The sequence below is a fragment of the Scandinavium sp. genome (assembly GCF_032012665.1).
GTDB lineage: Bacteria > Pseudomonadota > Gammaproteobacteria > Enterobacterales > Enterobacteriaceae > Scandinavium.
The window spans coordinates 1-23,766 of record NZ_DALZVG010000039.1 but is presented as its reverse complement, the minus strand read 5'-3'; the positions used below and the strand labels follow the sequence as shown (position 1 = coordinate 23,766).

Below are 23,766 nucleotides of genomic sequence, written 5' to 3'. Positions count from 1 at the left end.
CCGTAAGGACACTAACACCTGAAGCTAGCGCGTCTACCAATTCCGCCACCTTCGCATACCATCGATTCTATAAAGAATCGCTACTACGGAGGCGCATTCTAGTGGATTCAGGGTTTTCGTCAACAGTTAATTGCAGCCGAATTTGCCGATCGCTCTAAAATTGGGCGCTTTAACGGAACGGAGAAAAGAGAGGGAAAATCCCCGCAGGGTAGAGCCTGCAGGGTGGGTAAAGATTATTTTTTCGCCTGACGGGTCATTACCGTGCGGTAGACTTTGAAGCGGCCCGTCTGGGCAATCACTTCGTGGAAGCCAAAGACTTCATCCAGCACTTTCGGGTAAGGCAGGAAGGCGTTGGCCACGATTCGCAGCTCGCCGCCGCTGTTCAGATGACGCACCGCGCCGCGAATCAACTGTTGTGCGGCTTCCAGGCTGGTCTGCAGCCCGTCGTGGAACGGCGGGTTGGAGATGATCATATCGAAGCGGCCGGTGACTTCGGAGAAAACGTTGCTGGCAAAAACTTCGCCTTCAAGTTCGTTCGCAGCAAGCGTTGCACGGCTGGCTTCTACCGCAGGTGCACTCACGTCGCATAGCGTCAGGCGAACTTTTGGCGAATGGCTCGCCAGTACGGTCGCCAGAACGCCCGCGCCACAGCCGACGTCCAGCACTTTGCCTTTGGTGTGCGGCGTCAGGGTGGAAAGCAGTAGCTGGCTGCCAACGTCCAGACCATCGCGACTGAAGACACCCGGCAGGGTTTTAATGGTCAGGCCGTCGAGCTGATATTCGCCCCAGTAACCTTCGGCGTTAAACGACGGCTGCTTTTCCAGTCGACCATGGTAAAGGCCACAGCGGCGAGCGCTGTCGACTTTATTCAACGGAGCGAATTCCGCGAGCATTTGCTCGGCGCTGCGCACGCCGCTGCGGTTTTCACCGACGACAAAAATATCGGTGCCCACCGGCAGCAGCGACAGAATATTGGTCAGCTGGTACAGCGCCTCGGGCTTGTTTTTCGGCCAGTAGTAAATCAGCGTGTCACAGTCGGCCACGTCGGCGGCTTCCGCCGTCAGGCTGAAGCGCACGTTCTCGCCCATCTGGCGGCTCAGCACCTGCCAGTGGTGAAACTGTTGCGTATGGGCGCGGCTAAAGGCGGTATCCAGACGAGCGGGCAGGTCATCCTGCAGATCACCGGCAAACAGAATGCGGCTTTGTTCGAAATCATCACTGTGGCGCAGCAAGACTTCACTTGCCGGAGATAAAGCAGACATAAAAAGTCACCATTGATTAAAGACGGGCGGGATTATACACGTTTATAGCCGTCATACTTCAAGTTACATCTGCGTTGGCTGCGCTTGCTGTCACTCGAATTATTCAGGCTATATAACAAGGCGGCGGCCTCGCTTTGTTGGCGCAACTTCGCCGAATTTGCTATATTTCCGCGCCTGACAGACAGGAGAAACCCGCGATGACATCCCGACGAGACTGGCAACTACAGCAGCTGGGCATTACCCAGTGGTCTTTGCGCCGCCCTTCGGTGTTGCAGGGCGAAATCGCTATCTCGCTGCCTGAACATATCCGCCTGGTGATGGTGGCGCAAACACTGCCCGCGCTGACCGAACCGCTGCTGAACGACATTCTGCGTGCGTTTGCCGTCACGCCAGATCAGGTATTACAGCTGACGCCCGATCGTGTAGCGATGCTGCCGGAAGGCGGACGCTGCAACAGCTGGCGTCTTGGCGAAGACGAGCCCGTTGCGCTGGAAGGCGCGCAGGTGACGAGCCCGGTATTCGAACAACTACAGACCAGCGCGGCGGCTCGCGCTGAGCTCTGGCAACAAATTTGTGCTCATGAACACGATTTCTTCCCTCAGTCAGACTGATTTACCGCGCGCATTGCGCATTGAACAGCGCGCTCATGCGTTTCCGTGGAGCGAGCAGACGCTCGCCAGCAATCAGGGCGAACGCTATCTCAACCTGCAGCTGACCGTCGACGGTGAAATGGCGGCCTTCGCTATCACGCAAATCGTGCTTGATGAGGCTACGTTGTTCAATATCGCGGTCGACCCGGCATTTCAGCGCCGGGGGCTCGGGCGCGAGCTGCTTGAGCGGGTCATCGACGAAGTGGAACAGCGTGGCGTGGCGACGCTGTGGCTGGAGGTTCGGGCCTCGAACGCCGCCGCAATCACATTGTATGAAAGCGTAGGTTTTAACGAAGCGACGATTCGCCGCAACTATTATCCAACGGCAGACGGGCGCGAAGATGCTCTGATCATGGCGCTGCCTGTCAGTATGTAAGACAAGGGTTTACGATGAAGAAGTGGGACTGGATTTTCTTTGATGCCGACGAGACGCTGTTTACCTTCGACTCGTTCAGCGGCCTACAGCGGATGTTTCTTGACTATAGCGTGACCTTCACCGCTGAAGATTTCCAGGACTACCAGGCCGTGAATAAGCCGCTGTGGGTGGATTACCAGAATGGGGCGATCACCTCTTTGCAGCTTCAGCATCAGCGTTTTGAAGGCTGGGCGGCGCGCCTGAACGCCAACCCGGGTGACCTGAATGACGCCTTTATGAACGCGATGGCCGAGATTTGCGCACCGCTGCCGGGCGCGGTTTCGCTGCTGGATTCACTCAAAGGCAAAGTGAAGATGGGGATCATCACCAACGGCTTCACCTCGCTTCAGCAGATTCGCCTTGAGCGCACTGGCCTGCGTGAACACTTTGATTTATTGATTATTTCCGAAGAAGTCGGCGTGGCCAAACCGGATGCGCGCATCTTTGATTATGCGCTGGAGCTGGCGGGCAACCCGGATCGCTCCCGGGTGCTGATGGTGGGTGACACCGCCGCCTCTGACATCCTCGGCGGTATGAACGCCGGGCTCTCAACCTGCTGGTTGAATGCGCACCAGCAGGTGTTGCCGGAACATATCCAGCCAACCTGGACCGTGACATCGCTTGCCGAACTGGAGCAGCTCCTGTGTAAACATTGATTGTCAGGCCCCGCCTTACGGGTAAAATAGCCGCATTTTTCGTATTCAACATGCGCGGATTGACGCCGCGTTTACTTAAGAAGAATTGACTATGACGTTGTCTCCTTATCTGCAAGAGGTGGCCAAACGCCGCACTTTTGCCATCATTTCTCACCCGGATGCCGGTAAAACGACCATCACTGAAAAAGTGCTGCTGTTCGGACAGGCGATCCAGACCGCCGGTACCGTCAAAGGCCGTGGCTCCAGCCAGCATGCGAAATCCGACTGGATGGAGATGGAAAAGCAGCGTGGGATCTCGATCACCACCTCCGTGATGCAGTTCCCGTATCACGACTGCCTGGTGAATCTGCTTGATACCCCGGGTCACGAAGACTTCTCCGAAGATACCTACCGTACCCTGACGGCGGTGGACTGCTGTCTGATGGTTATCGACGCCGCAAAAGGCGTTGAGGATCGTACCCGTAAGCTGATGGAAGTGACCCGTCTGCGCGATACGCCGATCCTGACCTTCATGAATAAACTCGATCGTGACATCCGCGATCCGATGGAAGTGCTGGATGAAGTGGAGCGCGAGCTGAAAATCGGCTGTGCGCCAATCACCTGGCCTATCGGCTGCGGCAAGCTGTTTAAGGGCGTTTATCATCTCTACAAAGATGAAACCTATCTGTACCAGACCGGTAAAGGCCATACGATCCAGGAAGTTCGCATTGTTAAAGGGCTGAACAACCCGGATCTCGACGCGGCCGTAGGCGAAGAGCTGGCGGCACAGCTGCGTGAAGAGCTGGAGCTGGTTCAGGGCGCGTCTCACGAGTTCGATCAGGAACTGTTCCTGGCAGGCGAAATCACCCCGGTGTTCTTCGGTACCGCACTCGGTAACTTCGGCGTGGATCACATGCTGGACGGTCTGGTGGAATGGGCGCCAGCGCCAATGCCGCGTAAAACCGACAGCCGTGAAGTCGAAGCGAAAGAAGAGAAGTTCTCAGGCTTCGTGTTTAAGATTCAGGCCAACATGGACCCGAAACACCGTGACCGCGTAGCGTTCATGCGTGTGGTGTCCGGTAAATATGAAAAGGGCATGAAGCTGCGTCAGGTGCGCACCGGGAAAGATGTCGTTATCTCCGACGCGCTGACCTTTATGGCGGGCGACCGTTCGCACGTGGAAGAAGCCTTCCCGGGCGACATCATTGGCCTGCATAACCACGGCACCATTCAGATTGGTGACACCTTTACCCAGGGCGAAATGATGAAGTTCACCGGCATTCCGAACTTCGCGCCGGAGCTGTTCCGTCGTATTCGCCTGAAGGATCCGCTCAAGCAGAAGCAACTGCTCAAAGGGCTGGTTCAGCTCTCGGAAGAGGGCGCCGTGCAGGTCTTCCGCCCGATTGCCAACAACGATCTGATCGTTGGCGCGGTCGGTGTGCTGCAGTTCGACGTGGTGGTTGCGCGTCTGAAGAGCGAGTACAACGTCGAAGCGATTTACGAATCGGTGAACGTGGCGACGGCACGCTGGGTAGAAAGCAGCGATGTGAAGAAATTCGAAGAGTTCAAGCGCAAAAACGAAGTACAGCTTGCGCTGGACGGCGGCGACAACCTCACCTATATCGCCCCAACGATGGTAAACCTGAACCTGACTCAGGAACGTTACCCTGACGTTCAGTTCCGTAAAACTCGCGAGCACTAATCCTCTCCAGAGCACGGCCCGCGCCGTGCTCTGTCACTTTGCCTCCCTCTTGATTCCCTTGCAGAAAGTTCTTAAATGAGCCCGATTCCCGCCGGAAAGGTCACTTTTTAACCTGTTGGCCGGGCGAGTTAAAAATTGTTGGCTATATTTAACAAAGTGATGACAAGTTGTCTGGCTTAACTCGCTACTCAATGCGTGTTCATTAGCGAATTAGCCCGGTTTATTTGTCATTATCAAGATTAAAAACTGTGAAATTGTGGTGATATTCCCCCCTACAGCAATGCGATCATGAAGATCGCCTGAGCTCAAATTCTGAGCAAACTACAGGAATCGAGACAATGACGAGCCATAAGATGTCCAAAACGCTGCTGGCAATCATGCTGGGTACTGCAATGATGAGCGGTTCTGCTCTGGCGGAATCCACCATGGATAAGACCCAATCCGCTGCGGAAAGCGCAGGGCAAAAAGTCGACAGCTCAATGAGCAAAGTCGGCGGCTTCATGGATGACAGCAGCATCACGGCGAAGGTGAAAGCGGCACTGGTCGATCATGACTCCATCAAAAGTACCGATATTTCGGTGAAAACCGATAACAAGGTCGTCACGCTGAGCGGCTTTGTTGAAAGCCAGGCCCAGGCCGAAGAGGCGGTGAAAGTCGCGAAAGGTGTGGAAGGCGTGGCGTCAGTCAGCGATAAGCTCCACGTGCGTGACAGCAAAACGCAAAGCATGCAGGGGTATGCGGGTGATACCGCAACCACCAGTGAAATCAAAGCCAAGCTGCTGGCGGACGATATTGTACCGTCCCGCAAAGTGAAAGTAGAAACCACCGACGGCGTGGTGCAGCTTTCCGGTACGGTCGATTCTCATGCGCAGAGTGAACGCGCGGAGAGCATCGCCAAAGCAGTTGATGGCGTAAAAAGTGTCAAGAACGATCTGAAAGTTAAATAACGTTGTTCTGACACTACCTTCCCCGGCCAGTGCCGGGGAAACGAGTCTGTCGTTTTGAGTGCCTGAGCGTTCATCAAAGCGGACGACATTCACTATGGTAAAGGAGAATCGTATGTTTCGTTGGGGCATTATCTTTCTGGTCATCGCATTAATTGCCGCCGCTCTGGGCTTTGGTGGTCTGGCGGGTACGGCAGCGGGTGCCGCAAAAATTGTTTTCATCGTCGGTATCATCCTGTTCCTGGTCAGCCTGTTTATGGGGCGCCGACGTCCTTAGCCTGCTAAGTTAAATTTTCGTAACACAAAGCCAGCCTTCGGGCTGGCTTTATTGTTTTCAGACAATCCTTGTTTGCGTTATGGTTATAGGACAGAACAATCAAAAAAGGGAAAGCAGTGTGGGACAGCGAATTCCGGTGACGCTCGGTAACATTGCGCCACTTGCAGTGAAACCCTTTCACCCAGGCGAGCTGGCATTAGTCTGTGAGGGCGGCGGGCAGCGTGGCATCTTTACGGCAGGCGTGCTGGATGAATTTATGCGCGCCAGATTTAATCCATTCGATCTCTATTTAGGCACCTCTGCCGGGGCACAGAATCTTTCTGCCTACCTTTGCAATCAGCCCGGCTATGCCCGAAAAGTGATCACCCGCTACACGACTTCCCGAGATTTTTTCGATCCGATGCGCTTTGTGCGCGGCGGCAATCTTATCGATCTCGACTGGCTGGTAGAGGCCACCTCAAGCAAAATGCCGCTGGCGATGGATGTGGCCGCGCGCCAGTTTGATGACGGCAAAGCGTTTTACATGTGTGCCTCCCGGGCGGATGACTACTCGCCGGGCTACTTCTCGCCAACGCGTGAAACCTGGATGGATCAGATTCGGGCCTCCAGTGCGATCCCCGGTTTTTACCGGCCTGGCGTGACGTTAGACGGCATTAACTGGCTGGATGGCGGCGTGAGCGATGCCATTCCGGTACAGGAAGCGGTGAAGCGCGGCGGGAAAACAATCGTGGTGATCCGCACCGTGCCGTCGCAGATGTACTACACCCCGCAGTGGTTCAAGCGTATGGAACGCTGGCTCGGAGAGAGCAGCCTGCAGCCGTTTGTGAACCTGGTTCAGCATCACGAAAAAACCTACCACGCCATTCAGCAGTTCATTGAGAAACCGCCGGGCAACGTGCGGATCCTGGAAATCTTCCCGCCTAAGCCACTGAAAAGTATGGCGCTCGGTAGCCGCCTGCCTGCGCTGCTGGAAGACTACAACGTGGGCCGTCAGTGTGGGCGCTATTTCCTTGCCACGATGGGCAAAATGCTGGCCGATAAGCCTCCTTTGCATCGCTTCAAACCGCGCGTTGCCACGCCTGCCGCCGTTGTTATCCCTCCTGCGGCGGTGGTTATTCCTCCCGCAGCGGTGGCAAACGATCTGCACAATGCGCCGCTTATCGACGCGCCACAGGCCAACGATGCGAGTTTTGATAGCGAGGGGCTGGCGTGAGCTTCAGCTTTACCGACACCCATTGCCATTTTGATTTTCCGCCCTTTGTCGACGATATCGAAAACAGTCTGGTCCTTGCCGCCCGCGCGGGCGTATCGAAGATCATCGTGCCCGCGACCGAAGCGACGCGTTTCGACGGTGTGCTGAAGCTTGCGGCAAATCACGCCCCGCTGTATGCCGCGCTGGGCCTGCATCCGATTGTGATAGAAAAACATCATGATGAAAGCCTGGCAAAGCTTGAGGCGCTGCTTGCCCTGAAGCCGCCGAAGCTTGTGGCTATCGGGGAAATTGGCCTTGATCTGTATCGCGACAATCCGCAGTTCGATAAACAGCAGGCGGTGCTGGATGCGCAGCTCAGGCTCGCGAAACGCTACGATCTTCCGGTGATCCTCCACTCACGCCGGACCCACGATAAGCTGGCGATGCACCTCAAGCGGCATAATTTACCCTGCACCGGCGTTGTCCACGGTTTTGCCGGAAGCCTGCAACAGGCGGAACGATTCGTTCAACTGGGGTATAAAATTGGCGTGGGCGGGACGATAACCTACCCGCGGGCAAGCAAAACGCGTGAGGTGATGGCGCGTTTGCCCCTGAGCGCACTGCTGCTGGAAACGGATGCGCCGGACATGCCGCTCAACGGCTATCAGGGCCAGCCCAATCGCCCGGAACGGGCAGCAGACGTTTTTACCTCCCTTTGTGAACTACGTTCTGAATCACCCGCAGATATCGCCGATGCGCTGGCGAAAAATACCCGTCAGCTTTTTACCGCCCTATAAGTAAAGCGCCGGGAGGATAACCTGATTTATCCCCTGATTTTGCAGCGCTTGTGCCAGCGGCTCAACGTCCCCGGCGTGGGCGCTGCGCCACTCTCGTGCTTCACTGTAGACGCCGTGGGCATGAAAGGCATTCAGCCTCACGGTGATTTCTCCCAGGGAATGAATAAACTCGCTCAGCGGTTCAATGGATGACAAATAGTCCGTCTCCTCAGGGATGGTCAGCAGGCGTAGCTCCGCAAGCCTCTGGTGTTCTGCCAGCCAGCGAATACTGGCTTTAATCCTTTCATTCCCGCGCCCGGTGAGATGCTGGTGAACGCTGCTATTCCAGGCTTTCAAATCCACCATCACGCCGTCGCAGACCGGCAGCAGCTTCTCCCAGCCCGGAATGCCCAGCTCGCCGTTGCTGTCGACCAGGCAGGTGAGATGTGAAAGCGCTGGCGTGGCCTTGAGCTGCGTGAATAGCTCGCAAATAAAGGGCAGTTGAGTGGTGGCTTCGCCGCCGCTGACGGTGATGCCTTCAATGAACGGGGCCGCGCGCGCGACCTGCTTTATCACCTCTTCGACGGACATTGTTTTCGCCATCGGTGTGGCCTGCTGCGGGCACATCTTCAGGCAGGTGTCGCACTGCTGGCAGAGCGTTTCCTGCCAGTAGACGCGCCCGGCCTGAAAGGAGAGCGCATCGTGTGGGCAATGAACAGCACACTCTCCGCAGTCGTTGCAGCGCCCCATCGTCCAGGGGTTGTGGCAGCTTTTACAGCGCAGATTACAGCCCTGCAGGAACAGCGTCAGACGGCTACCGGGGCCGTCGACGCAGGAGAACGGGATGATTTTACTGACTGAAGCGCATCTGCTGCTCATGGCTGATGACTCTCGGTTGGCGTTCCAGAATGCGGGTGTTGCGGGCGGCCTCTTCGCCAAGCCAGGTGGTATTGGTGCGTGAGCCTTCGGCACGGAATTTTTGCAGGTCTGAGAGACGTACCATATACCCGGTGACGCGTACCAGATCGTTGCCGCTGACGTTGGCTGAAAACTCGCGCATTCCGGCATTAAACGCGCCCAGGCAGAGCTGCATTATCGCCTGTGGGTTGCGTTTTATGGTTTCATCGAGCGTCAGGATGTCGCTGATCCCGGCGGTATAAAACGCATGATGCGGCGCAACGGTCAGCAGGTGGCTGACCGGATCGGGTTCGCTGCCGTAAGGAATACGCGCGCCGGGCGTAGTACCGCTGTCGGAGCTGATGCCGGATTGGGCATGCAGCATCGCGCGCTGGTTCCAGCCGAACTTAACAGGTGTTCTTTCAACAAACGCCGCCAGTTCAGCGCTGATACGCCAGCCAAGCGCATTGGCCTCTTCATCCTGACCATAGCGGGCAGGGCTGTTGGCTTTTTCACAGAGCAGGTTCACCGCTTCCGCCAGGGCATAAATGCCAAACATTGGCGCAAAGCGCTGCGGGTCAATCAACCCTTCCGCCACCAGGAAGCTATTCTCAAAGAAGTGCGATTGCTGGTACAGGAAGGTGCAACGGGCATCAATGATGGCGATTTGCTGCTGGCAGTAGAACGGAAGAACCCGGTCGAAGAAGTCGGCCACCGATTCACTGCGCCGTGCAATTTCTTTCAGATTCAGACGCACCAGCGTGCTACCGCCGCCCGCCAGCGGCAGTGAGTTGTAGCAGCTGACCACGCCATACTGGCCTTTTGTGAAAATTTTATCATTCACCGGGCCGTTAGCGATGTGTGGCTTGCTGCATTCACAGATGTTTTTACTGACTTCCAGCAGCAGAGAATCCGGTGTAATGTCCGGATCATAGATAAACGTCAGATTCGGTGCAGCCTGCTTCAGTTCAGCATCGGCACGTAAAATGGCGCGCGTGACGGGGGTATCTTCCGGGCCGATATTCACGTGGGTGAAAGCGTCCGGCAGGGTTCTGTCCAGATAGCGCCAGAAACGTTTTATGCGGATATCGATTTCTTCTTGTGTTAGAATTTTAACATATGGGGCGAGGATCGCATCCAGATGCCCAAGGTAAACCGGCATCGCCGTCACCGACGGAACGTGGTGATAAAGAATGGTCAGCATTGAGAGTGCGTCATCCAGATCCTTCGCACCTTCCAGCTCCAGCCATTCTGAGCCGTTAGCCAGGAAACGCGCGTAGTCGGGCAGAACGTAGCGCGGTTTGAACGGCGCGTGGCCTTCAAACATATCGCAGATCACGCCCTGGTCCAGCGCCGCACGGGCGGCTTCTGGCAGAGTCGGATAGGGCAAAGCGTTTTCCGCTTCAAGCGCCAGAAAGTGGCGTTTTTGCTCGGGGCTGAGCGTTTTGCTTGTCACAATATTCTGGCAGCGTTGTGCAAAAGAGTCAGACATAGACGTTCCTCAGGCGCGTTGGCGATGAGGGCATTGTAGAGAAAAGCGGCGGCGTGGCTCTTGATCCATATCCCTCGTCGGCGCTTAAAAGAGTGATTCAAATCTCATTACGGTAATGCAAATTTGCATGTGCGTTTCATTAACTGTGATGGGGATCGAAGTGAAACGTCGGGTCGGTGTTAAAATAGTCACAGACCCGCAAGGTAAAATTACACACCGGAGATAACATGACTGATTTAACTGCAAGCAGCCTGCGCGCGTTAAAGCTGATGGACCTGACCACCCTGAATGACGATGACACTGATGCGAAAGTGATCGCCCTGTGCCATCAGGCGAAAACGCCGGTGGGCACGACCGCGGCAATCTGCATCTACCCTCGCTTTATCCCTGTCGCGCGCAAGGCGCTGAAAGAGCAGGGTACACCAGACGTTCGCATCGCAACCGTCACTAACTTCCCGCACGGCAACGATGACATCGACATCGCGCTGGCGGAAACCAAAGCGGCTATCGCCTACGGCGCAGATGAAGTTGACGTTGTGTTCCCTTATCGTGCGCTGATTGCGGGCAACGAGCAGGTCGGTTTCGATCTGGTGAAAGCCTGTAAAGACGCCTGTGCGGCAGCGAACGTGCTGCTGAAAGTGATCATCGAAACCGGTGAGCTGAAAGAAGAGGCACTGATTCGTAAAGCCTCTGAAATCGCCATCAAAGCGGGCGCGGACTTCATCAAAACCTCTACCGGTAAAGTGCCGGTGAACGCCACGCCAGAAAGCGCGCGCATCATGATGGAAGTGATCCGCGATATGGGCGTTGAAAAAACCGTGGGCTTTAAGCCAGCGGGCGGCGTGCGTACCGCTGAAGACGCACAGAAATTCCTCGCGATTGCTGATGACCTGTTTGGCGCCGACTGGGCCGACGCCCGTCACTACCGCTTTGGCGCGTCCAGCCTGCTGGCAAGCCTGCTGAAAGCGCTGGGTCACGGCGACGGCAAGAGCGCGAGCGCTTACTGATTTACCGTATCAATGGACGTAGGCCGGGTAAGCGTAGCGCCACCCGGCAAATTGTTTAAGTGCCGGATGTCGGCTACGCCAAATCCTGCCTACAGCTACGATGGCTTTTCGATTTTCCCTCAGGGGGTTACCGTGTTTCTCGCACAAGAAATTATTCGTAAAAAACGCGATGGTCACGCGCTGAGTGACGAAGAGATCCGTTTCTTCATCAACGGCATTCGTGATAACACCGTGTCCGAAGGGCAAATTGCGGCCCTGGCGATGACCATTTTCTTCCATGATATGTCCATGCCGGAGCGCGTCTCGCTGACGATGGCCATGCGGGATTCCGGCACCGTCCTTGATTGGAAAAGCCTGAATTTAAACGGCCCGATTGTCGACAAGCACTCCACCGGCGGCGTGGGTGATGTGACCTCCCTGATGCTTGGCCCAATGGTGGCGGCCTGCGGCGGCTACATTCCGATGATCTCCGGGCGCGGCCTCGGGCACACGGGCGGTACGCTCGACAAACTGGAAGCGATTCCGGGGTTTGATATCTTCCCGGACGACAATCGCTTCCGCGAAATTATTAAGGACACAGGCGTGGCAATTATCGGGCAGACCAGCTCGCTCGCGCCTGCGGACAAACGTTTTTATGCCACCCGCGACATCACCGCCACGGTCGATTCCATTCCGCTGATAACGGCGTCCATTCTGGCGAAAAAACTCGCCGAAGGGCTGGATGCGCTGGTGATGGACGTGAAGGTGGGCAGCGGCGCATTTATGCCGACCTACGAGCTCTCTGAAGCGCTCGCCGAAGCGATCGTTGGCGTCTCCAACGGCGCAGGCGTGCGGACTACCGCGCTGCTGACTGATATGAACCAGGTGCTGGCATCCAGCGCGGGTAATGCCGTTGAGGTCCGTGAGGCGGTGCAGTTCCTGACCGGCGAGTACCGCAATCCGCGTCTGTTCGACGTCACCATGGCGCTGTGCGTGGAGATGCTGATCTCCGGTCATCTGGCGAAAGACGAAGCGGAAGCGCGCAGCAAACTACAGGCGGTGCTGGATAACGGTAAAGCCGCTGAGATCTTCGGCCGCATGGTCGCGGCACAGAAAGGCCCGGCGGACTTCGTCGAAAATTACGCGAAATACCTGCCAACGGCGATGCTCAGTAAAGCGGTCTATGCCGATACGGAAGGATTCGTTTCCGCAATGGATACCCGCGCGCTCGGGATGGCCGTTGTTGCGATGGGCGGCGGTCGCCGTCAGGCCAGCGATAAGCTGGATTACAGCGTCGGCTTTACCGACATGGCGCGCCTGGGCGAAAGCGTTGACGGGCAGCGTCCGTTGGCGGTGGTCCACGCGAAAGACGAAGCCAGCTGGCAGGAAGCCGCCAAAGCGGTGAAAGCGGCAATTAAACTGGACGATACGGCACCAAAAGAAACACCAACGGTCTATCGTCGAATCACTCAATAGCGGTATACTGATCTGATCGCTTTTTTGCAGCGCAAAACGTACGGAGAAAATATGAAACGTGCATTTATTATGGTGCTGGACTCCTTTGGTATCGGCGCCACCGAAGACGCAGAGCGTTTCGGCGATGTCGGTGCCGATACGATGGGCCATATCGCAGAAGCCTGCGCGAAAGGCGAGGCCGATAAAGGCCGCCAGGGCCCGCTGAACCTGCCAAACCTGACCCGTCTGGGTCTGGTGAAAGCCCATGAAGGGTCTACCGGAAACATTGCCGCTGGCATGGACGGTAATGCCGAAGTGGTTGGCGCATACGCCTGGGCGCATGAGCTCTCTTCCGGGAAAGATACCCCATCCGGTCACTGGGAAATTGCCGGTGTGCCCGTGCTGTTCGACTGGGGCTACTTCCCGGAACACCACAACAGCTTCCCACAGGAGCTGCTGGATAAGCTGGTTAAGCGCGCCAACCTGCCGGGCTACCTCGGCAACTGCCACTCATCTGGCACCGTTATCCTGGACGAGCTCGGCGAAGAGCATATGAAAACCGGCAAGCCGATTTTCTACACCTCCGCTGACTCCGTCTTCCAGATTGCCTGCCACGAAGGCACCTATGGCCTGGATAAGCTGTATGAGCTGTGCGAAATCGCCCGTGAAGAGCTCACTGAGGGCGGCTACAACATCGGCCGCGTGATCGCGCGTCCGTTCATCGGTGACAAAGCGGGCAGCTTCGAGCGTACCGGCAACCGTCACGACCTGGCCGTTGAGCCGCCAGCGCCAACCGTGTTGCAGAAACTGGTCGATGAGAAGGGTGGTCACGTGGTGTCCGTCGGCAAAATTGCGGATATCTACGCCAACTGCGGCATCACCAAAAAGGTGAAAGCGACCGGTCTGGATGCGCTGTTTGACGCTACCGTGAAAGAGATGAAAGAAGCCGGGGACAATACCATCGTCTTCACTAACTTCGTTGATTTCGACTCTTCCTGGGGTCACCGCCGCGACGTTGCCGGCTATGCAGCAGGTCTGGAGCTGTTCGATCGCCGTCTGCCGGAGCTGCTGAAGCTGGTGGGTGAAGATGACATCATCATCCTCACCGCGGACCACGGCTGCGACCCGACCTGGACCGGGACCGATCACACCCGTGAACACATTCCGGTGCTGGTCTATGGCCCGAAAGTGAAAGCAGGTTCGCTGGGCCATCGCGAAACCTTCGCGGATATCGGTCAGACCCTGGCAACGTACTTTGGTACGTCACCGATGGAATACGGCAAAAATATGCTGTGATGCAATTGCCCGGTGGCGCAAGCTTACCGGGCCTACGGATTTGTAGGCCGGGTAAGGCAACGCCACCACCCGGCATAACAACAACGAATAAGGAAAAATAAAATGGCAACCCCACACATTAACGCTGAAATGGGTGATTTCGCTGACGTCGTACTGATGCCTGGCGATCCGCTGCGCGCGAAGCACATTGCTGAAACTTTCCTCGAAGACGTGCGTGAAGTGAACAACGTACGCGGCATGCTGGGCTTCACCGGCACCTACAAAGGCCGCAAGATTTCCGTGATGGGTCACGGTATGGGTATCCCGTCCTGCTCCATCTACACCAAAGAGCTGATCACCGATTTCGGCGTGAAGAAAATCATCCGTGTGGGCTCCTGTGGCGCCGTGCGTATGGACGTGAAGCTGCGTGATGTGGTTATCGGCATGGGTGCCTGCACCGATTCCAAAGTGAACCGTATCCGCTTCAAAGATCACGACTTCGCGGCGATTGCTGACTTCGACATGGTGCGTAACGCCGTTGACGCGGCTAAAGCGTTGGGCGTTGACGCGCGCGTTGGCAACCTCTTCTCCGCCGATCTGTTCTACTCTCCGGACGGCGAAATGTTCGACGTGATGGAGAAATACGGCATTCTGGGCGTGGAAATGGAAGCGGCAGGTATCTACGGCGTGGCCGCAGAATTTGGCGCAAAAGCGCTGACCATCTGCACCGTCTCTGACCACATCCGCACCCACGAGCAGACCACCGCCGCGGAGCGTCAGACGACCTTCAACGACATGATCAAAATCGCGCTGGAATCCGTTCTGCTGGGCGATAAAGAGTAAATGTTGTTGTGCCGGGGGGCTTCGCCTGACCCGGCCTGGGAAGTCAACGCAAAACGGCAACCAAAGGTTGCCGTTTTTTATTCTCCCTCACCGGACCGCCCCCGCAATCCACGCCGACAGTTCACGTAGCTCTTTTTCCTGTTCCGGGAAATCCCCCAACAGCGCATCGCACTCTTGCTGAAGCACGTCAGGTTGATACAGGCAGCCCTGCAAGCGTGCCGCCAGCGACTCCAGCGGTGCCGGATTCAGGCTGTCGGTGAAAACCTGGGTGCGGGTGATGTGGCCTTTCTCGACGTCGAAATGCAGCTCGATGCCGCCCCAGGTGAAACGTTCATCGAGCAGATGTGAAAAGGCTGGCGCCTGGCCGAAGTTCCACTCCCAGCTGCTCTGGCGGGCAAAGGTTTCCGCAAAGTTTGGCAGGTCCGGGGTTTTGTCTGGCGAAATCACTTCTGCTTCAACGCGTTCGCCGTAATGGGCGAAGAACGCCTCCGTTACCGCGCCGCAGATTTTTTCATGGGTGATACCCGGCAGCAGCTCAATCAGATTTGCCACGCGGCCGCGTACCGAGGTAATCCCTTTTGCCTGAAGCTTTTTCTTGTCAGGGTTGAGGTAGTTTGCCAGACGGCTGAGGTCAGCATTCAGCAGCAGCGTGCCGTGATGAAATCCCCGATCCAGGGTTTCGCGATAGGCCGAACCGGAGACCTTACGATCGCCTTGCGGAGTTTTGACCACCAGGTCGTTGCGTCCGGAGGCCGCAGCCGTCACGCCAAGAGCGTTCAGGGCGTTAAGCACTATCGACGTGGAGATGGTTTTATCGTATTCCGGCTTGCCGGCCATAAAGGTAAAGCAGGTGTTACCGAGATCGTGAAACACCGCACCGCCGCCGCTGCTGCGGCGCGCCAGGCGCACGTTATCCTCTTCCATCCGCCGGGTGTTGCACTCTTTCCATGGATTTTGTGCCCGACCAATGACGACGGTATCGGCGTTGCGCCACAAAAACAGCACGCGCTGGGTGGCGGGCATCTGGCGGAAAATACACTCTTCCACCGCCAGGTTGAACCAGGGATCGTATGAATCAGAGATAAGCAGGCGCAGCGTCGACATGGCAGATTTCCTTTCTTTAATGATTCAGCCAATTTATCACTTATCCTTGTTTTCGCCCTCATCCTCTTCGGGAACGGATTTATTCGCCGTGAGCAGAAACGGCGATTGCTGCCAGCGCGTGCGTTTGCCCTGAAGCAATGTGCGAGTCAGCACCACGCCGATGGCAAGGGAGAGCAGCAGCATCAGGCGCAGAATGTTGGTGGTGTTATCCACCTGTTTGGCTTCCGTCGCCAGCGTGTGGGTGTCCAGCGTCAGGCGCAGATAGCCAAGGGGTTCATTCTTGCCCTGAATGGGTTCGACGATCTGCTGATTGAAGTAGCCCCCGGCTTTTTTGCCGTCGAGCGCCAGGCGGTCGCGGACGTCCACGCACTCACCGCTGTGGGCGATCAGGTTGCCTTCTTCGTCATAGACGCTGGCGTCCAGCAGGCGACTGTTGGTGGTCAGCTGCGTCAGCAACTGATTGATCTTCTTCTCATCCGGCGTTTCTGAACGCATCAACGGCGCAAGATTCAGCGTGACCTGATGGGCGAGGGAGCGGGCCAGCTCTTCCATCTGTGGGTTGCGCTGCCGCTGGTGGTTTTGGCTGAACCACGATGCGCCCTGCATCAGGGCCACCAGCAGGGCAAGACAGATAAGGACGATCACCGCACGATGCAGCCGAAATTTCAGTTTTGCGCGAACCATATTCCACCTTTGAAAATTTGCAGCTTAATGTTGCCAGAAGCGCTGGATACAGGGTAGCCTCATGCGTTATTTTCCTGGCCAAATCTCGATTAACTGGAGCTGTAATGCCGAACAGTCTGACCTGGTGCGACCTGCCCGACGATGTCTCTTTATGGCCTGGGCTGCCGCTGTCCTTGAGCGGTGATGAAGTGATGCCGCTGGATTACCACGCCGGACGCAGCGGCTGGCTGCTGTATGGCCGCCGTCTCGATAAACAGCGCCTGACCGATTATCAGCACAAGCTGGGGGCGGCGATGGTGATTGTTGCCGCCTGGTGCGTTGAGGATTATCAGGTGATTCGCCTCGCAGGATCGCTTACGCCGCGTGCGACGCGCCTTGCACACGATGCCGGGTTTGACGTCGCCCCGCTCGGGAAAATCCCGCACCTGCGCACGCCGGGCCTGCTGGTGATGGACATGGATTCAACGGCTATCCAGATTGAGTGTATTGATGAAATCGCCAAACTGGCGGGGACCGGCGAGCTGGTGTCTGAAGTCACTGAGCGTGCGATGCGCGGCGAACTCGATTTCACCGCCAGCCTTCGCCAGCGGGTGGCCACTCTGCAGGGCGCCGATGCAAGCATTCTGCGTCAGGTTCGCGACACGCTGCCGCTGATGCCAGGACTGGTGCCGCTGGTGCTGAAGCTGGAAACGCTGGGCTGGAAGGTGGCGATTGCCTCCGGCGGCTTTACGTTCTTCGCCGATTATCTGCGTGAAAAACTGCGCCTGACGGCCGCGGTGGCGAATGAGCTGGAAATTCGCGACGGCGTGCTCACCGGCAACGTGACCGGCGATATCGTGGACGCACAGTACAAGGCCAGCACCCTGAAACGTCTGGCCGAAAGCCATGAAATTCCGCTGGCGCAAACCGTGGCGATTGGCGACGGCGCCAACGATCTGCCGATGATTAAAGTGGCCGGGCTCGGTATTGCGTACCATGCCAAACCGAAAGTGAACGAGCAGACGGAAATCACCATCCGTCACGCTGACCTGATGGGCGTATTTTGCATCCTGTCCGGCAGCCTGAATCAAAAGTAATAACGAGGTAAACCGTGGCGAAAGCACCGAAACGCGCCTTTGTCTGTAACGAATGCGGCGCGGATTATCCGCGCTGGCAGGGGCAGTGCAGTGCCTGTCATGCCTGGAACACCATTACCGAAATGCGCATTGCCGCGTCGCCCGTCGTGGCGCGCAATGAGCGCTTAACCGGCTACGCCGGGGCTTCTGGTGGCTCGAAGGTCCAGAAGCTTTCTGAAATCAGCCTCGAAGAGCTGCCGCGCTTCTCCAGCGGCTTTAAAGAGTTTGACCGCGTGCTTGGCGGTGGCGTCGTGCCGGGCAGCGCCATTTTGATTGGCGGCAATCCGGGGGCCGGGAAATCCACCCTGCTGTTGCAGACGCTGTGCAAGCTCAGCGAGCAGATGAAAACCCTCTACGTCACCGGCGAAGAATCTTTGCAGCAGGTCGCGATGCGCGCGCACCGTCTTGGGTTACCGGCTGCTAACCTCAACATGCTGTCAGAAACCAGCATTGAGCAGATTTGCCAGATTGCCGAAGAAGAGCAGCCGAAGCTGATGGTGATCGACTCCATCCAGGTTATGCATATGGCCGACGTACAGTCCTCGCCGGGCAGTGTCGCCCAGGTGCGCGAAAGTGCCGCTTACCTGACCCGCTTTGCTAAAACGCGCGGGGTGGCGATTATCATGGTCGGTCACGTCACTAAAGATGGTTCGCTGGCGGGGCCTAAAGTGCTGGAGCACTGCATCGACTGTTCCGTATTGTTGGACGGCGATGCGGACTCCCGTTTCCGCACGCTGCGCAGTCACAAAAACCGATTTGGTGCGGTCAATGAGCTTGGCGTTTTCGCCATGACTGAACAGGGCCTGCGCGAAGTGAGCAACCCTTCTGCCATATTCCTGAGCCGGGGCGATGAAGTCACCTCCGGCAGCTCGGTGATGGTGGTCTGGGAAGGCACGCGGCCGCTGTTGGTCGAGATTCAGGCGCTGGTCGATCAGTCGATGATGGGCAACCCGCGTCGCGTAGCGGTGGGGCTTGAACAGAACCGTCTGTCGATTCTGCTGGCGGTGCTGCATCGTCACGGTGGCTTGCAGATGTTCGACCAGGACGTGTTCGTCAACGTGGTCGGCGGCGTGAAGGTGACCGAAACCAGTGCGGATCTGGCGCTGCTGATGGCGATGGTCTCCAGCCTGCGCGACAGGCCGCTGCCGCAGGATTTGGTGGTGTTTGGCGAAGTCGGGCTTTCCGGTGAAATTCGCCCGGTGCCGAGCGGGCAGGAGCGAATCTCTGAAGCCGCCAAGCATGGCTTTAAACGGGCGATCGTGCCCGCGGCTAACGTACCGAAAAAAATACCGGAAGGGATGAAGGTGTTTGGCGTGAAAAAGCTTTCCGATGCACTAAACGTCTTCGACGAATTATAATCATTGCGTTATCTCTTTTGGCGGGTGACGCTTTGCTTATCCGCCCTACGTTTTTCCAGGCCCGGCAAGCCTAAGCGCCGCCGGGCAAACCCATCAGGCAGGAGGCTCCTTTGTCATCATTCGATTACATCAAAACCGCTATTCGCCAGAAAGGCTGTACCTTGCAGCAGGTGGCGGACGCCAGCGGGATGACGAAGGGCTATCTGAGCCAGTTGCTGAACGCCAAAATCAAAAGCCCGAGTGCGCAAAAGCTCGAAGCGTTGCACCGTTTCCTCGGGCTCGAGTTTCCGCGCCAGCAGAAAAATGTTGGCGTGGTGTTCGGTAAGTTCTACCCATTGCATACCGGGCATATCTATCTTATCCAGCGCGCCGTAAGCCAGGTCGATGAGCTGCATATCATCATGGGCTATGACGAAAAGCGCGACCGCGAGCTGTTTGAAGACAGCGCGATGTCGCAGCAGCCGACGGTATCCGATCGTTTGCGCTGGCTGTTGCAGACCTTCAAATATCAGAAAAACATTCGTATTCATGCCTTTAACGAAGAGGGCATGGAGCCGTATCCCCACGGCTGGGACGTGTGGAGCAACGGCGTGAAGGCGTTTATGGAAGAAAAGGGCATTCAGCCAAATACCATTTACACCTCCGAAGAGGCCGATGCGCCGCAGTTTCGCGAGCATCTGGGCACCGAAACGGTGCTTATCGACCCGCAGCGCACGTTCATGAGCATCAGCGGCGCGCAAATTCGTGAAAACCCGTCGCGCTACTGGGAATATATCCCGACCGAAGTGAAGCCGTTCTTCGTGCGTACGGTGGCGATTCTCGGCGGCGAGTCGAGCGGTAAATCGACGCTGGTGAATAAGCTCGCTAACATTTTCAATACCACCAGCGCCTGGGAATATGGCCGGGATTACGTCTTTTCGCATCTCGGCGGCGACGAGATGGCGTTACAGTATTCGGACTACGATAAAATCGCGCTTGGCCATGCACAGTACATTGATTTTGCGGTGAAATATGCCAATAAGGTGGCGTTTATCGACACCGATTTTGTCACCACCCAGGCGTTCTGTAAGAAATACGAAGGCCGCGAGCACCCGTTCGTGCAGGCGCTGATTGATGAATACCGCTTCGACCTGGTTATCGTGCTGGAAAATAATACCCCGTGGGTTGCCGACGGCTTGCGTAGCCTGGGCAGTTCAGTCGACAGGAAAGAGTTTCAGACCATGCTGGTAGAGATGCTCGAGGAGAACAACATCGAGTATGTCCATGTTGAAGAACCGGACTACGACGCGCGATTCCTGCGCTGCGTGGAGCTGGTAAAGCAGATGATGGGCGAGCAGGGCTAAAAAGTGACGGGGTTCGCCACCCTCAGGATCGCGAACCCGCTCCGATCACTCAGGCGTACCGCGCACAAATATGTTATAGGGCGACGGGCGCTGCGAATAATTGACGATTTCAACGCCCAGCGTTTTCGCGCTGGCGACGGCAATATGCATTTTTTGCTCCAGATACTCCGGCCCGAAGCGTAATGGGTCCGGCGTGCCGTGGCCGTAAAAGGAATCCTGCTCCAGCCCGGAAAAATAGTTCCCGGCCCACTCCCGCAAGGTTTTTTCCGTTTTCTGATTAAAGTCATTACAGACCTGTGGCATGCCCTCGGCGCGCCATTTTTGCACCTTCTCAGGGTTATAGTCGTGATCGAAGCCGAGCAGCCCGATCCGCGCTGGCGCCAGGGTCAGCATTATCCAGTAGAGACCCTGAAAGAAAGAGGTATAGCCAATTTTTCTTTCCAGATTGAAACCGCTTAGCTCCCCGAAACCGAGCGTTTCTGCTCCCTGATGCAGAGCGGCTGAGTACTCTTTGTGCCGAATTTCCGTGCGGTAATTTTTCGTCTGCGGATAGTTTTCGGCAGGAAAGTCGTTGGGGTGGATCCAGTAATCAAATACCTCGTCGGGGAAGATTCGCCAGGCGTTGTTTAAACACACTTTGATATGGTCGCGGTAGCGTTCGTCCGTGGCCTGCTGGGCTGAAAGCCCGCTACCAACATAAAGCACCTTCATGATTTATCCTTGTGATTCAGGCAACAACACGGGCAGCGCTGGCGCTGCCCGTGGATAACATTACGACACACCAGACAGCTCAATGCGTTCGCATTCGCGGTCATAGCTGCCGTTCAGACAGAGATCGATGGGATGAGGCTCCCAGTAGATCAGCCCGCGAACTTCGAACAGCATGTTGGTACTGCTGAAGGATTTATCCTTCTCGTGGAGAATATGCACCAGCAGCGATTCGGGGATGATTCGGGGCTCGAAGCGCAGAATGGCATCACGAATGTTTTTCTCCATTTGCCGCCAGTTGTTCAGGTTGACCGGCATGCCCGGAAGCGGAGTGATGCCGAAATTCACCACCGTGTTAGCCACATGGCAGTGCTTAACGGGATCGAGTTCGCGATCGATGTTGTTGCAGTTGAGGAGCGATGCCAGATCCCGCTGCACCAGACGCCTGAGGGTCCTCGCATCGTAAAAGGCTTTGTCAAAGGCCTCCTGCTGCTTTTTGGGCTCATCATCCAGCAGGCGATCGAGCAGGGTTGGCAGATATTGCTGCTTGCTGTTCATGGCGTTCAGGCCGTTTCAAAGGTGAGGGTGCCCGTTTCCATGATCGAAAATTCGCTTTGCTCGGTGACCCACATCTTACGGCCTTCGCCGATGGTCAATACCAGGCTTTGCTGCTGCCAGTGGGTCTCGTCGCCGAGCTTCACGCTCAGGCTCTGGCTGGCGTCGATCGGGTAGCGGGCAGGTAAATAGCCGCTCCATTTACGCGACGGGGTGACGAGCGTCGCGGGTGCCCACATCAGGTCAAGCAGCGACTGAGGTGGCTGCACCGTCAGCGATTGGATCTGCTCGAACGGCACCCAGCGATACCCGCCGGCGCAGATAAATTCGCACACTGGCCCAAGACGGCCATCGCCATCGGCAATCCAGTCGAACGCACCGGCGTGCTCGCTGTGGCCTGCGGTGACCGGGGCAAGCTCGAAGGCCTGAAAGCGAAGCTCATCCGCTTTATCGATTTCCTGGGCGGCACTGGCCTGGTTTGCCTGGTGCAGAATGTCCAGCCAGGTGGGGGCCTGCTCGTCAAGCGGGCTGGCCTTGCGTTCTCCGTTGAGCACCTGCTTACGCACCATCTCACTCATGATCAGGTTTTTCAGCAGTTCGCTATGCGAGGAGGTCGCATCCGACAGGGCGGCCAGGGTATCGACCTGCGTCAGCGCCTTGTCCCATGCTTCTTCGATGCACCAGAGCGTTGCCAGCGCGTAACGAGATTCCCGGTCGGCCGGGCGTTTCTTTAGGGTAGAAAGCAGGTCTTCCGTCAGTGAACCAAAGGTATTTTCCTGCAGGAAGGTCCTGAGACGGGGAGTTGTCAGCATCATAGTTAATCCTTTAATTACAGTAGAGTGTCCAGGTCTGCCCGGTAAATGTCCTGTACCAGCAGAGCGGGGATCCGTTTTTGGGTGTCGTAGCGAACTTCTTCAGGGGCCAGCAGCTTGAGGACGTCGGTTTTTGTCTGCTCTTCGGCCTGGATCCTGTCACTTTCGGCGATCTCCAGCTCGTTAAACACTTTGTGGATAAGCGCCGGCGTTTCAAAAATACAGTGGGTGACGGTGGCTGATTTGACCTGCGCCTGAACCCTGTCGAAGTGAAACACGTTTTCGTTGAACCGGTTGTCGCGCCGCGGGCCGGACTGTCGGGCGTGGGGCTGCTGGATGCCCCATATCAGGGCCTGGCGAAACTCTTTTTCAAGCGATTTAAGAATGTCCCTTTTTTCGTTTTCCGGTGCCTCGGTGACGTGCTGCAGGCTGTTGTGCAGGATCTCCACCAGCTCCGGTAACTGGGCGTCGTTGCCGCAGCCGTCGGCGTAACCCAGCTCCTGGAGCAGACTTTTATCCGTCTCCTCGTCCTCCACGGTGATGCCATAGCGGGCAAGCTGAATGCTGCTCTGGATCCGCAGGGAATGACGTTCCTGAAAGGCCAGAGGGTGGCCATCAACATAGCAGGGCAGCAGTCGCTGAGCGTTAAGCAGGCTAAGCCCCTCTGTGCCATGGCTGAAAATAACCCCCTCCTCACAGGGGGCTTTTGCAGGGGAGAAGAACTGACCGCTGTCGACGTCGAAAATGACGGTTTCATTGTCACCCAGCACCCGACGCGAGCGCTGTTCTGGCCAGTAAAGGTTTAAAGTGATCATGCCTAGCCTATAAACACATCGCCCGAGCCACTACAGATGGCGGCACCACAGCCGGTGCAGTCACCCAGCCGAGCCGCGGGACTGTTGTTGATGAACACGGTACCGGAGCCGGATGCAACGGCGCTTCCGCCATGAAGGGCGCAGGCGGCGGCGCTTCCCAGCATGGCCGCGGGTATGCTGTTGATAAAGACGTTCCCGGAACCGCTGACGACCGCGCCGCCGTGACAGATGGCATCGCCTAAGCGTGCTGCATTTTGCATATAACCTCTCCTTTATGGATTAAGGGTAAATCCGCCCGCCGAAGCGGCGAGCGGAAAGGGGTGACGATCAGGGTGGCGGAGTCCTCGTCGGTGTGACGGTTGGCGTTTCCGTCGGTGTCTCCGTCGGACTCTCCGTTGGGCTCTCGGTTGGGCTTTCCGTCGGGCTCTCGGTTGGGCTTTCCGTCGGGCTCTCGGTCGGGCTTTCCGTCGG

Annotated in this window: 25 protein-coding genes; 15 read left to right on the top strand and 10 right to left on the bottom strand. The window is 56.8% G+C overall.

The genetic code is table 11. The features are described from left to right. Nucleotides 1-233: 233 nt before the first annotated feature. Entirely contained in the window at nt 234-1,262 is a 1,029-nt protein-coding gene (gene rsmC / locus RTU33_RS20845; protein WP_312629923.1) for a 16S rRNA (guanine(1207)-N(2))-methyltransferase RsmC, read from the bottom strand. 197 nt (nt 1,263-1,459) lie between these two features. On the opposite strand from rsmC, the gene RTU33_RS20840 reads away from it, so the two are divergent. From RTU33_RS20840 to RTU33_RS20805, 8 genes are all read left to right on the top strand, one after another. Continuing rightward, entirely contained in the window at nt 1,460-1,873 is a 414-nt protein-coding gene (locus tag RTU33_RS20840; RefSeq protein WP_312629922.1) for a DNA polymerase III subunit psi, read from the top strand. After that, nucleotides 1,842-2,288: a ribosomal protein S18-alanine N-acetyltransferase gene (gene rimI, locus RTU33_RS20835; protein ID WP_312629921.1), complete on the top strand. Its 447-nt coding sequence runs from the start codon at nt 1,842-1,844 to the stop codon at nt 2,286-2,288. The genes RTU33_RS20840 and rimI overlap by 32 nt, the downstream gene beginning before the upstream one ends. A gap of 14 nt (nt 2,289-2,302) precedes the next feature. Beyond that, nucleotides 2,303-2,983: a pyrimidine 5'-nucleotidase gene (yjjG, locus tag RTU33_RS20830; protein ID WP_312629920.1), complete on the top strand. Its 681-nt coding sequence runs from the start codon at nt 2,303-2,305 to the stop codon at nt 2,981-2,983. A gap of 91 nt (nt 2,984-3,074) precedes the next feature. Next, entirely contained in the window at nt 3,075-4,664 is a 1,590-nt protein-coding gene (gene prfC / locus RTU33_RS20825; RefSeq protein ID WP_312629919.1) for a peptide chain release factor 3, read from the top strand. A gap of 338 nt (nt 4,665-5,002) precedes the next feature. Continuing rightward, complete coding sequence (osmY, locus tag RTU33_RS20820) at nt 5,003-5,611, top strand: molecular chaperone OsmY (protein ID WP_312629917.1); 609 nt, start codon at nt 5,003-5,005, stop codon at nt 5,609-5,611. Nucleotides 5,612-5,723: 112 nt separating this feature from the next. Continuing rightward, complete coding sequence (locus tag RTU33_RS20815; protein ID WP_007373037.1) at nt 5,724-5,885, top strand: DUF1328 domain-containing protein; 162 nt, start codon at nt 5,724-5,726, stop codon at nt 5,883-5,885. Nucleotides 5,886-6,003: 118 nt separating this feature from the next. After that, nucleotides 6,004-7,098 (top strand): patatin family protein, encoded by a 1,095-nt coding sequence (locus RTU33_RS20810; protein ID WP_312629915.1) that lies wholly within the window; start codon nt 6,004-6,006, stop codon nt 7,096-7,098. Continuing rightward, nucleotides 7,095-7,874 carry a TatD family hydrolase gene (locus tag RTU33_RS20805; protein WP_312629914.1) on the top strand — a complete coding sequence of 260 codons (780 nt, stop codon included), beginning with the start codon at nt 7,095-7,097 and terminating at the stop codon, nt 7,872-7,874. Before RTU33_RS20810 ends, RTU33_RS20805 begins: the two co-directional genes overlap by 4 nt. Here the strand turns inward: RTU33_RS20805 and RTU33_RS20800 are convergent. Both RTU33_RS20800 and RTU33_RS20795 read right to left on the bottom strand, forming a co-directional pair. Beyond that, nucleotides 7,869-8,732, bottom strand: coding sequence for a YjjW family glycine radical enzyme activase (locus tag RTU33_RS20800; protein WP_312629913.1), 864 nt, complete (start codon nt 8,730-8,732; stop codon nt 7,869-7,871). The genes RTU33_RS20805 and RTU33_RS20800 overlap by 6 nt on opposite strands. Further along, complete coding sequence (locus RTU33_RS20795) at nt 8,704-10,242, bottom strand: YjjI family glycine radical enzyme (protein ID WP_312629912.1); 1,539 nt, start codon at nt 10,240-10,242, stop codon at nt 8,704-8,706. The genes RTU33_RS20800 and RTU33_RS20795 overlap by 29 nt, the downstream gene beginning before the upstream one ends. Nucleotides 10,243-10,469: 227 nt before the next feature. Here RTU33_RS20795 and deoC point away from each other — a divergent pair, with 227 nt between their 5' ends. From deoC to deoD, 4 genes are all read left to right on the top strand, one after another. Next, a complete protein-coding gene (gene deoC, locus RTU33_RS20790) occupies nt 10,470-11,249 on the top strand; it encodes a deoxyribose-phosphate aldolase (protein ID WP_312629911.1) in 780 nt (259 codons plus the stop codon). A 132-nt stretch (nt 11,250-11,381) separates the two neighbouring features. After that, a complete protein-coding gene (gene deoA, locus RTU33_RS20785) occupies nt 11,382-12,704 on the top strand; it encodes a thymidine phosphorylase (RefSeq protein WP_312629910.1) in 1,323 nt (440 codons plus the stop codon). Nucleotides 12,705-12,755: 51 nt separating this feature from the next. Further along, on the top strand, nt 12,756-13,979 hold the full coding sequence (deoB, locus tag RTU33_RS20780; RefSeq protein WP_312629909.1) for a phosphopentomutase: 1,224 nt from the start codon (nt 12,756-12,758) through the stop codon (nt 13,977-13,979). A 102-nt stretch (nt 13,980-14,081) separates the two neighbouring features. Then, on the top strand, nt 14,082-14,801 hold the full coding sequence (deoD, locus tag RTU33_RS20775) for a purine-nucleoside phosphorylase (RefSeq protein ID WP_014882458.1): 720 nt from the start codon (nt 14,082-14,084) through the stop codon (nt 14,799-14,801). 87 nt (nt 14,802-14,888) lie between these two features. Here deoD and lplA read toward each other — a convergent pair whose 3' ends face one another. Next, nucleotides 14,889-15,905, bottom strand: a complete 1,017-nt coding sequence (lplA, locus tag RTU33_RS20770; protein ID WP_312629908.1) for a lipoate--protein ligase LplA — start codon at nt 15,903-15,905, stop codon at nt 14,889-14,891. Between the two features lie 36 nt (nt 15,906-15,941). Beyond that, a complete protein-coding gene (locus RTU33_RS20765) occupies nt 15,942-16,589 on the bottom strand; it encodes a YtjB family periplasmic protein (protein WP_312629906.1) in 648 nt (215 codons plus the stop codon). Nucleotides 16,590-16,693: 104 nt separating this feature from the next. Between RTU33_RS20765 and serB the strand changes: the two genes are divergently transcribed. The 3 genes from serB (at nt 16,694) to nadR (ending at nt 20,405) form a co-directional block, all read left to right on the top strand. After that, entirely contained in the window at nt 16,694-17,665 is a 972-nt protein-coding gene (gene serB, locus RTU33_RS20760) for a phosphoserine phosphatase (protein ID WP_312629905.1), read from the top strand. A 14-nt stretch (nt 17,666-17,679) separates the two neighbouring features. After that, entirely contained in the window at nt 17,680-19,062 is a 1,383-nt protein-coding gene (gene radA, locus RTU33_RS20755; RefSeq protein ID WP_312629904.1) for a DNA repair protein RadA, read from the top strand. Nucleotides 19,063-19,172: 110 nt separating this feature from the next. Then, nucleotides 19,173-20,405, top strand: a complete 1,233-nt coding sequence (gene nadR, locus RTU33_RS20750; RefSeq protein ID WP_312629902.1) for a multifunctional transcriptional regulator/nicotinamide-nucleotide adenylyltransferase/ribosylnicotinamide kinase NadR — start codon at nt 19,173-19,175, stop codon at nt 20,403-20,405. A gap of 45 nt (nt 20,406-20,450) precedes the next feature. Here nadR and RTU33_RS20745 read toward each other — a convergent pair whose 3' ends face one another. From RTU33_RS20745 to RTU33_RS20725, 5 genes are read right to left on the bottom strand one after another with little or no spacing between them, the layout of a single operon-like run. After that, on the bottom strand, nt 20,451-21,116 hold the full coding sequence (locus RTU33_RS20745; protein WP_312629900.1) for a hypothetical protein: 666 nt from the start codon (nt 21,114-21,116) through the stop codon (nt 20,451-20,453). Between the two features lie 60 nt (nt 21,117-21,176). Further along, nucleotides 21,177-21,671 carry a GPW/gp25 family protein gene (locus RTU33_RS20740; RefSeq protein WP_312629899.1) on the bottom strand — a complete coding sequence of 165 codons (495 nt, stop codon included), beginning with the start codon at nt 21,669-21,671 and terminating at the stop codon, nt 21,177-21,179. Nucleotides 21,672-21,676: 5 nt separating this feature from the next. After that, nucleotides 21,677-22,483: a type VI secretion system accessory protein TagJ gene (locus RTU33_RS20735; protein ID WP_312629897.1), complete on the bottom strand. Its 807-nt coding sequence runs from the start codon at nt 22,481-22,483 to the stop codon at nt 21,677-21,679. Nucleotides 22,484-22,497: 14 nt separating this feature from the next. Next, nucleotides 22,498-23,295: a TagK domain-containing protein gene (locus RTU33_RS20730; protein ID WP_312629895.1), complete on the bottom strand. Its 798-nt coding sequence runs from the start codon at nt 23,293-23,295 to the stop codon at nt 22,498-22,500. Nucleotides 23,296-23,297: 2 nt separating this feature from the next. Further along, nucleotides 23,298-23,555 carry a PAAR domain-containing protein gene (locus RTU33_RS20725; protein ID WP_312629893.1) on the bottom strand — a complete coding sequence of 86 codons (258 nt, stop codon included), beginning with the start codon at nt 23,553-23,555 and terminating at the stop codon, nt 23,298-23,300. Nucleotides 23,556-23,766 lie beyond the last annotated feature (211 nt).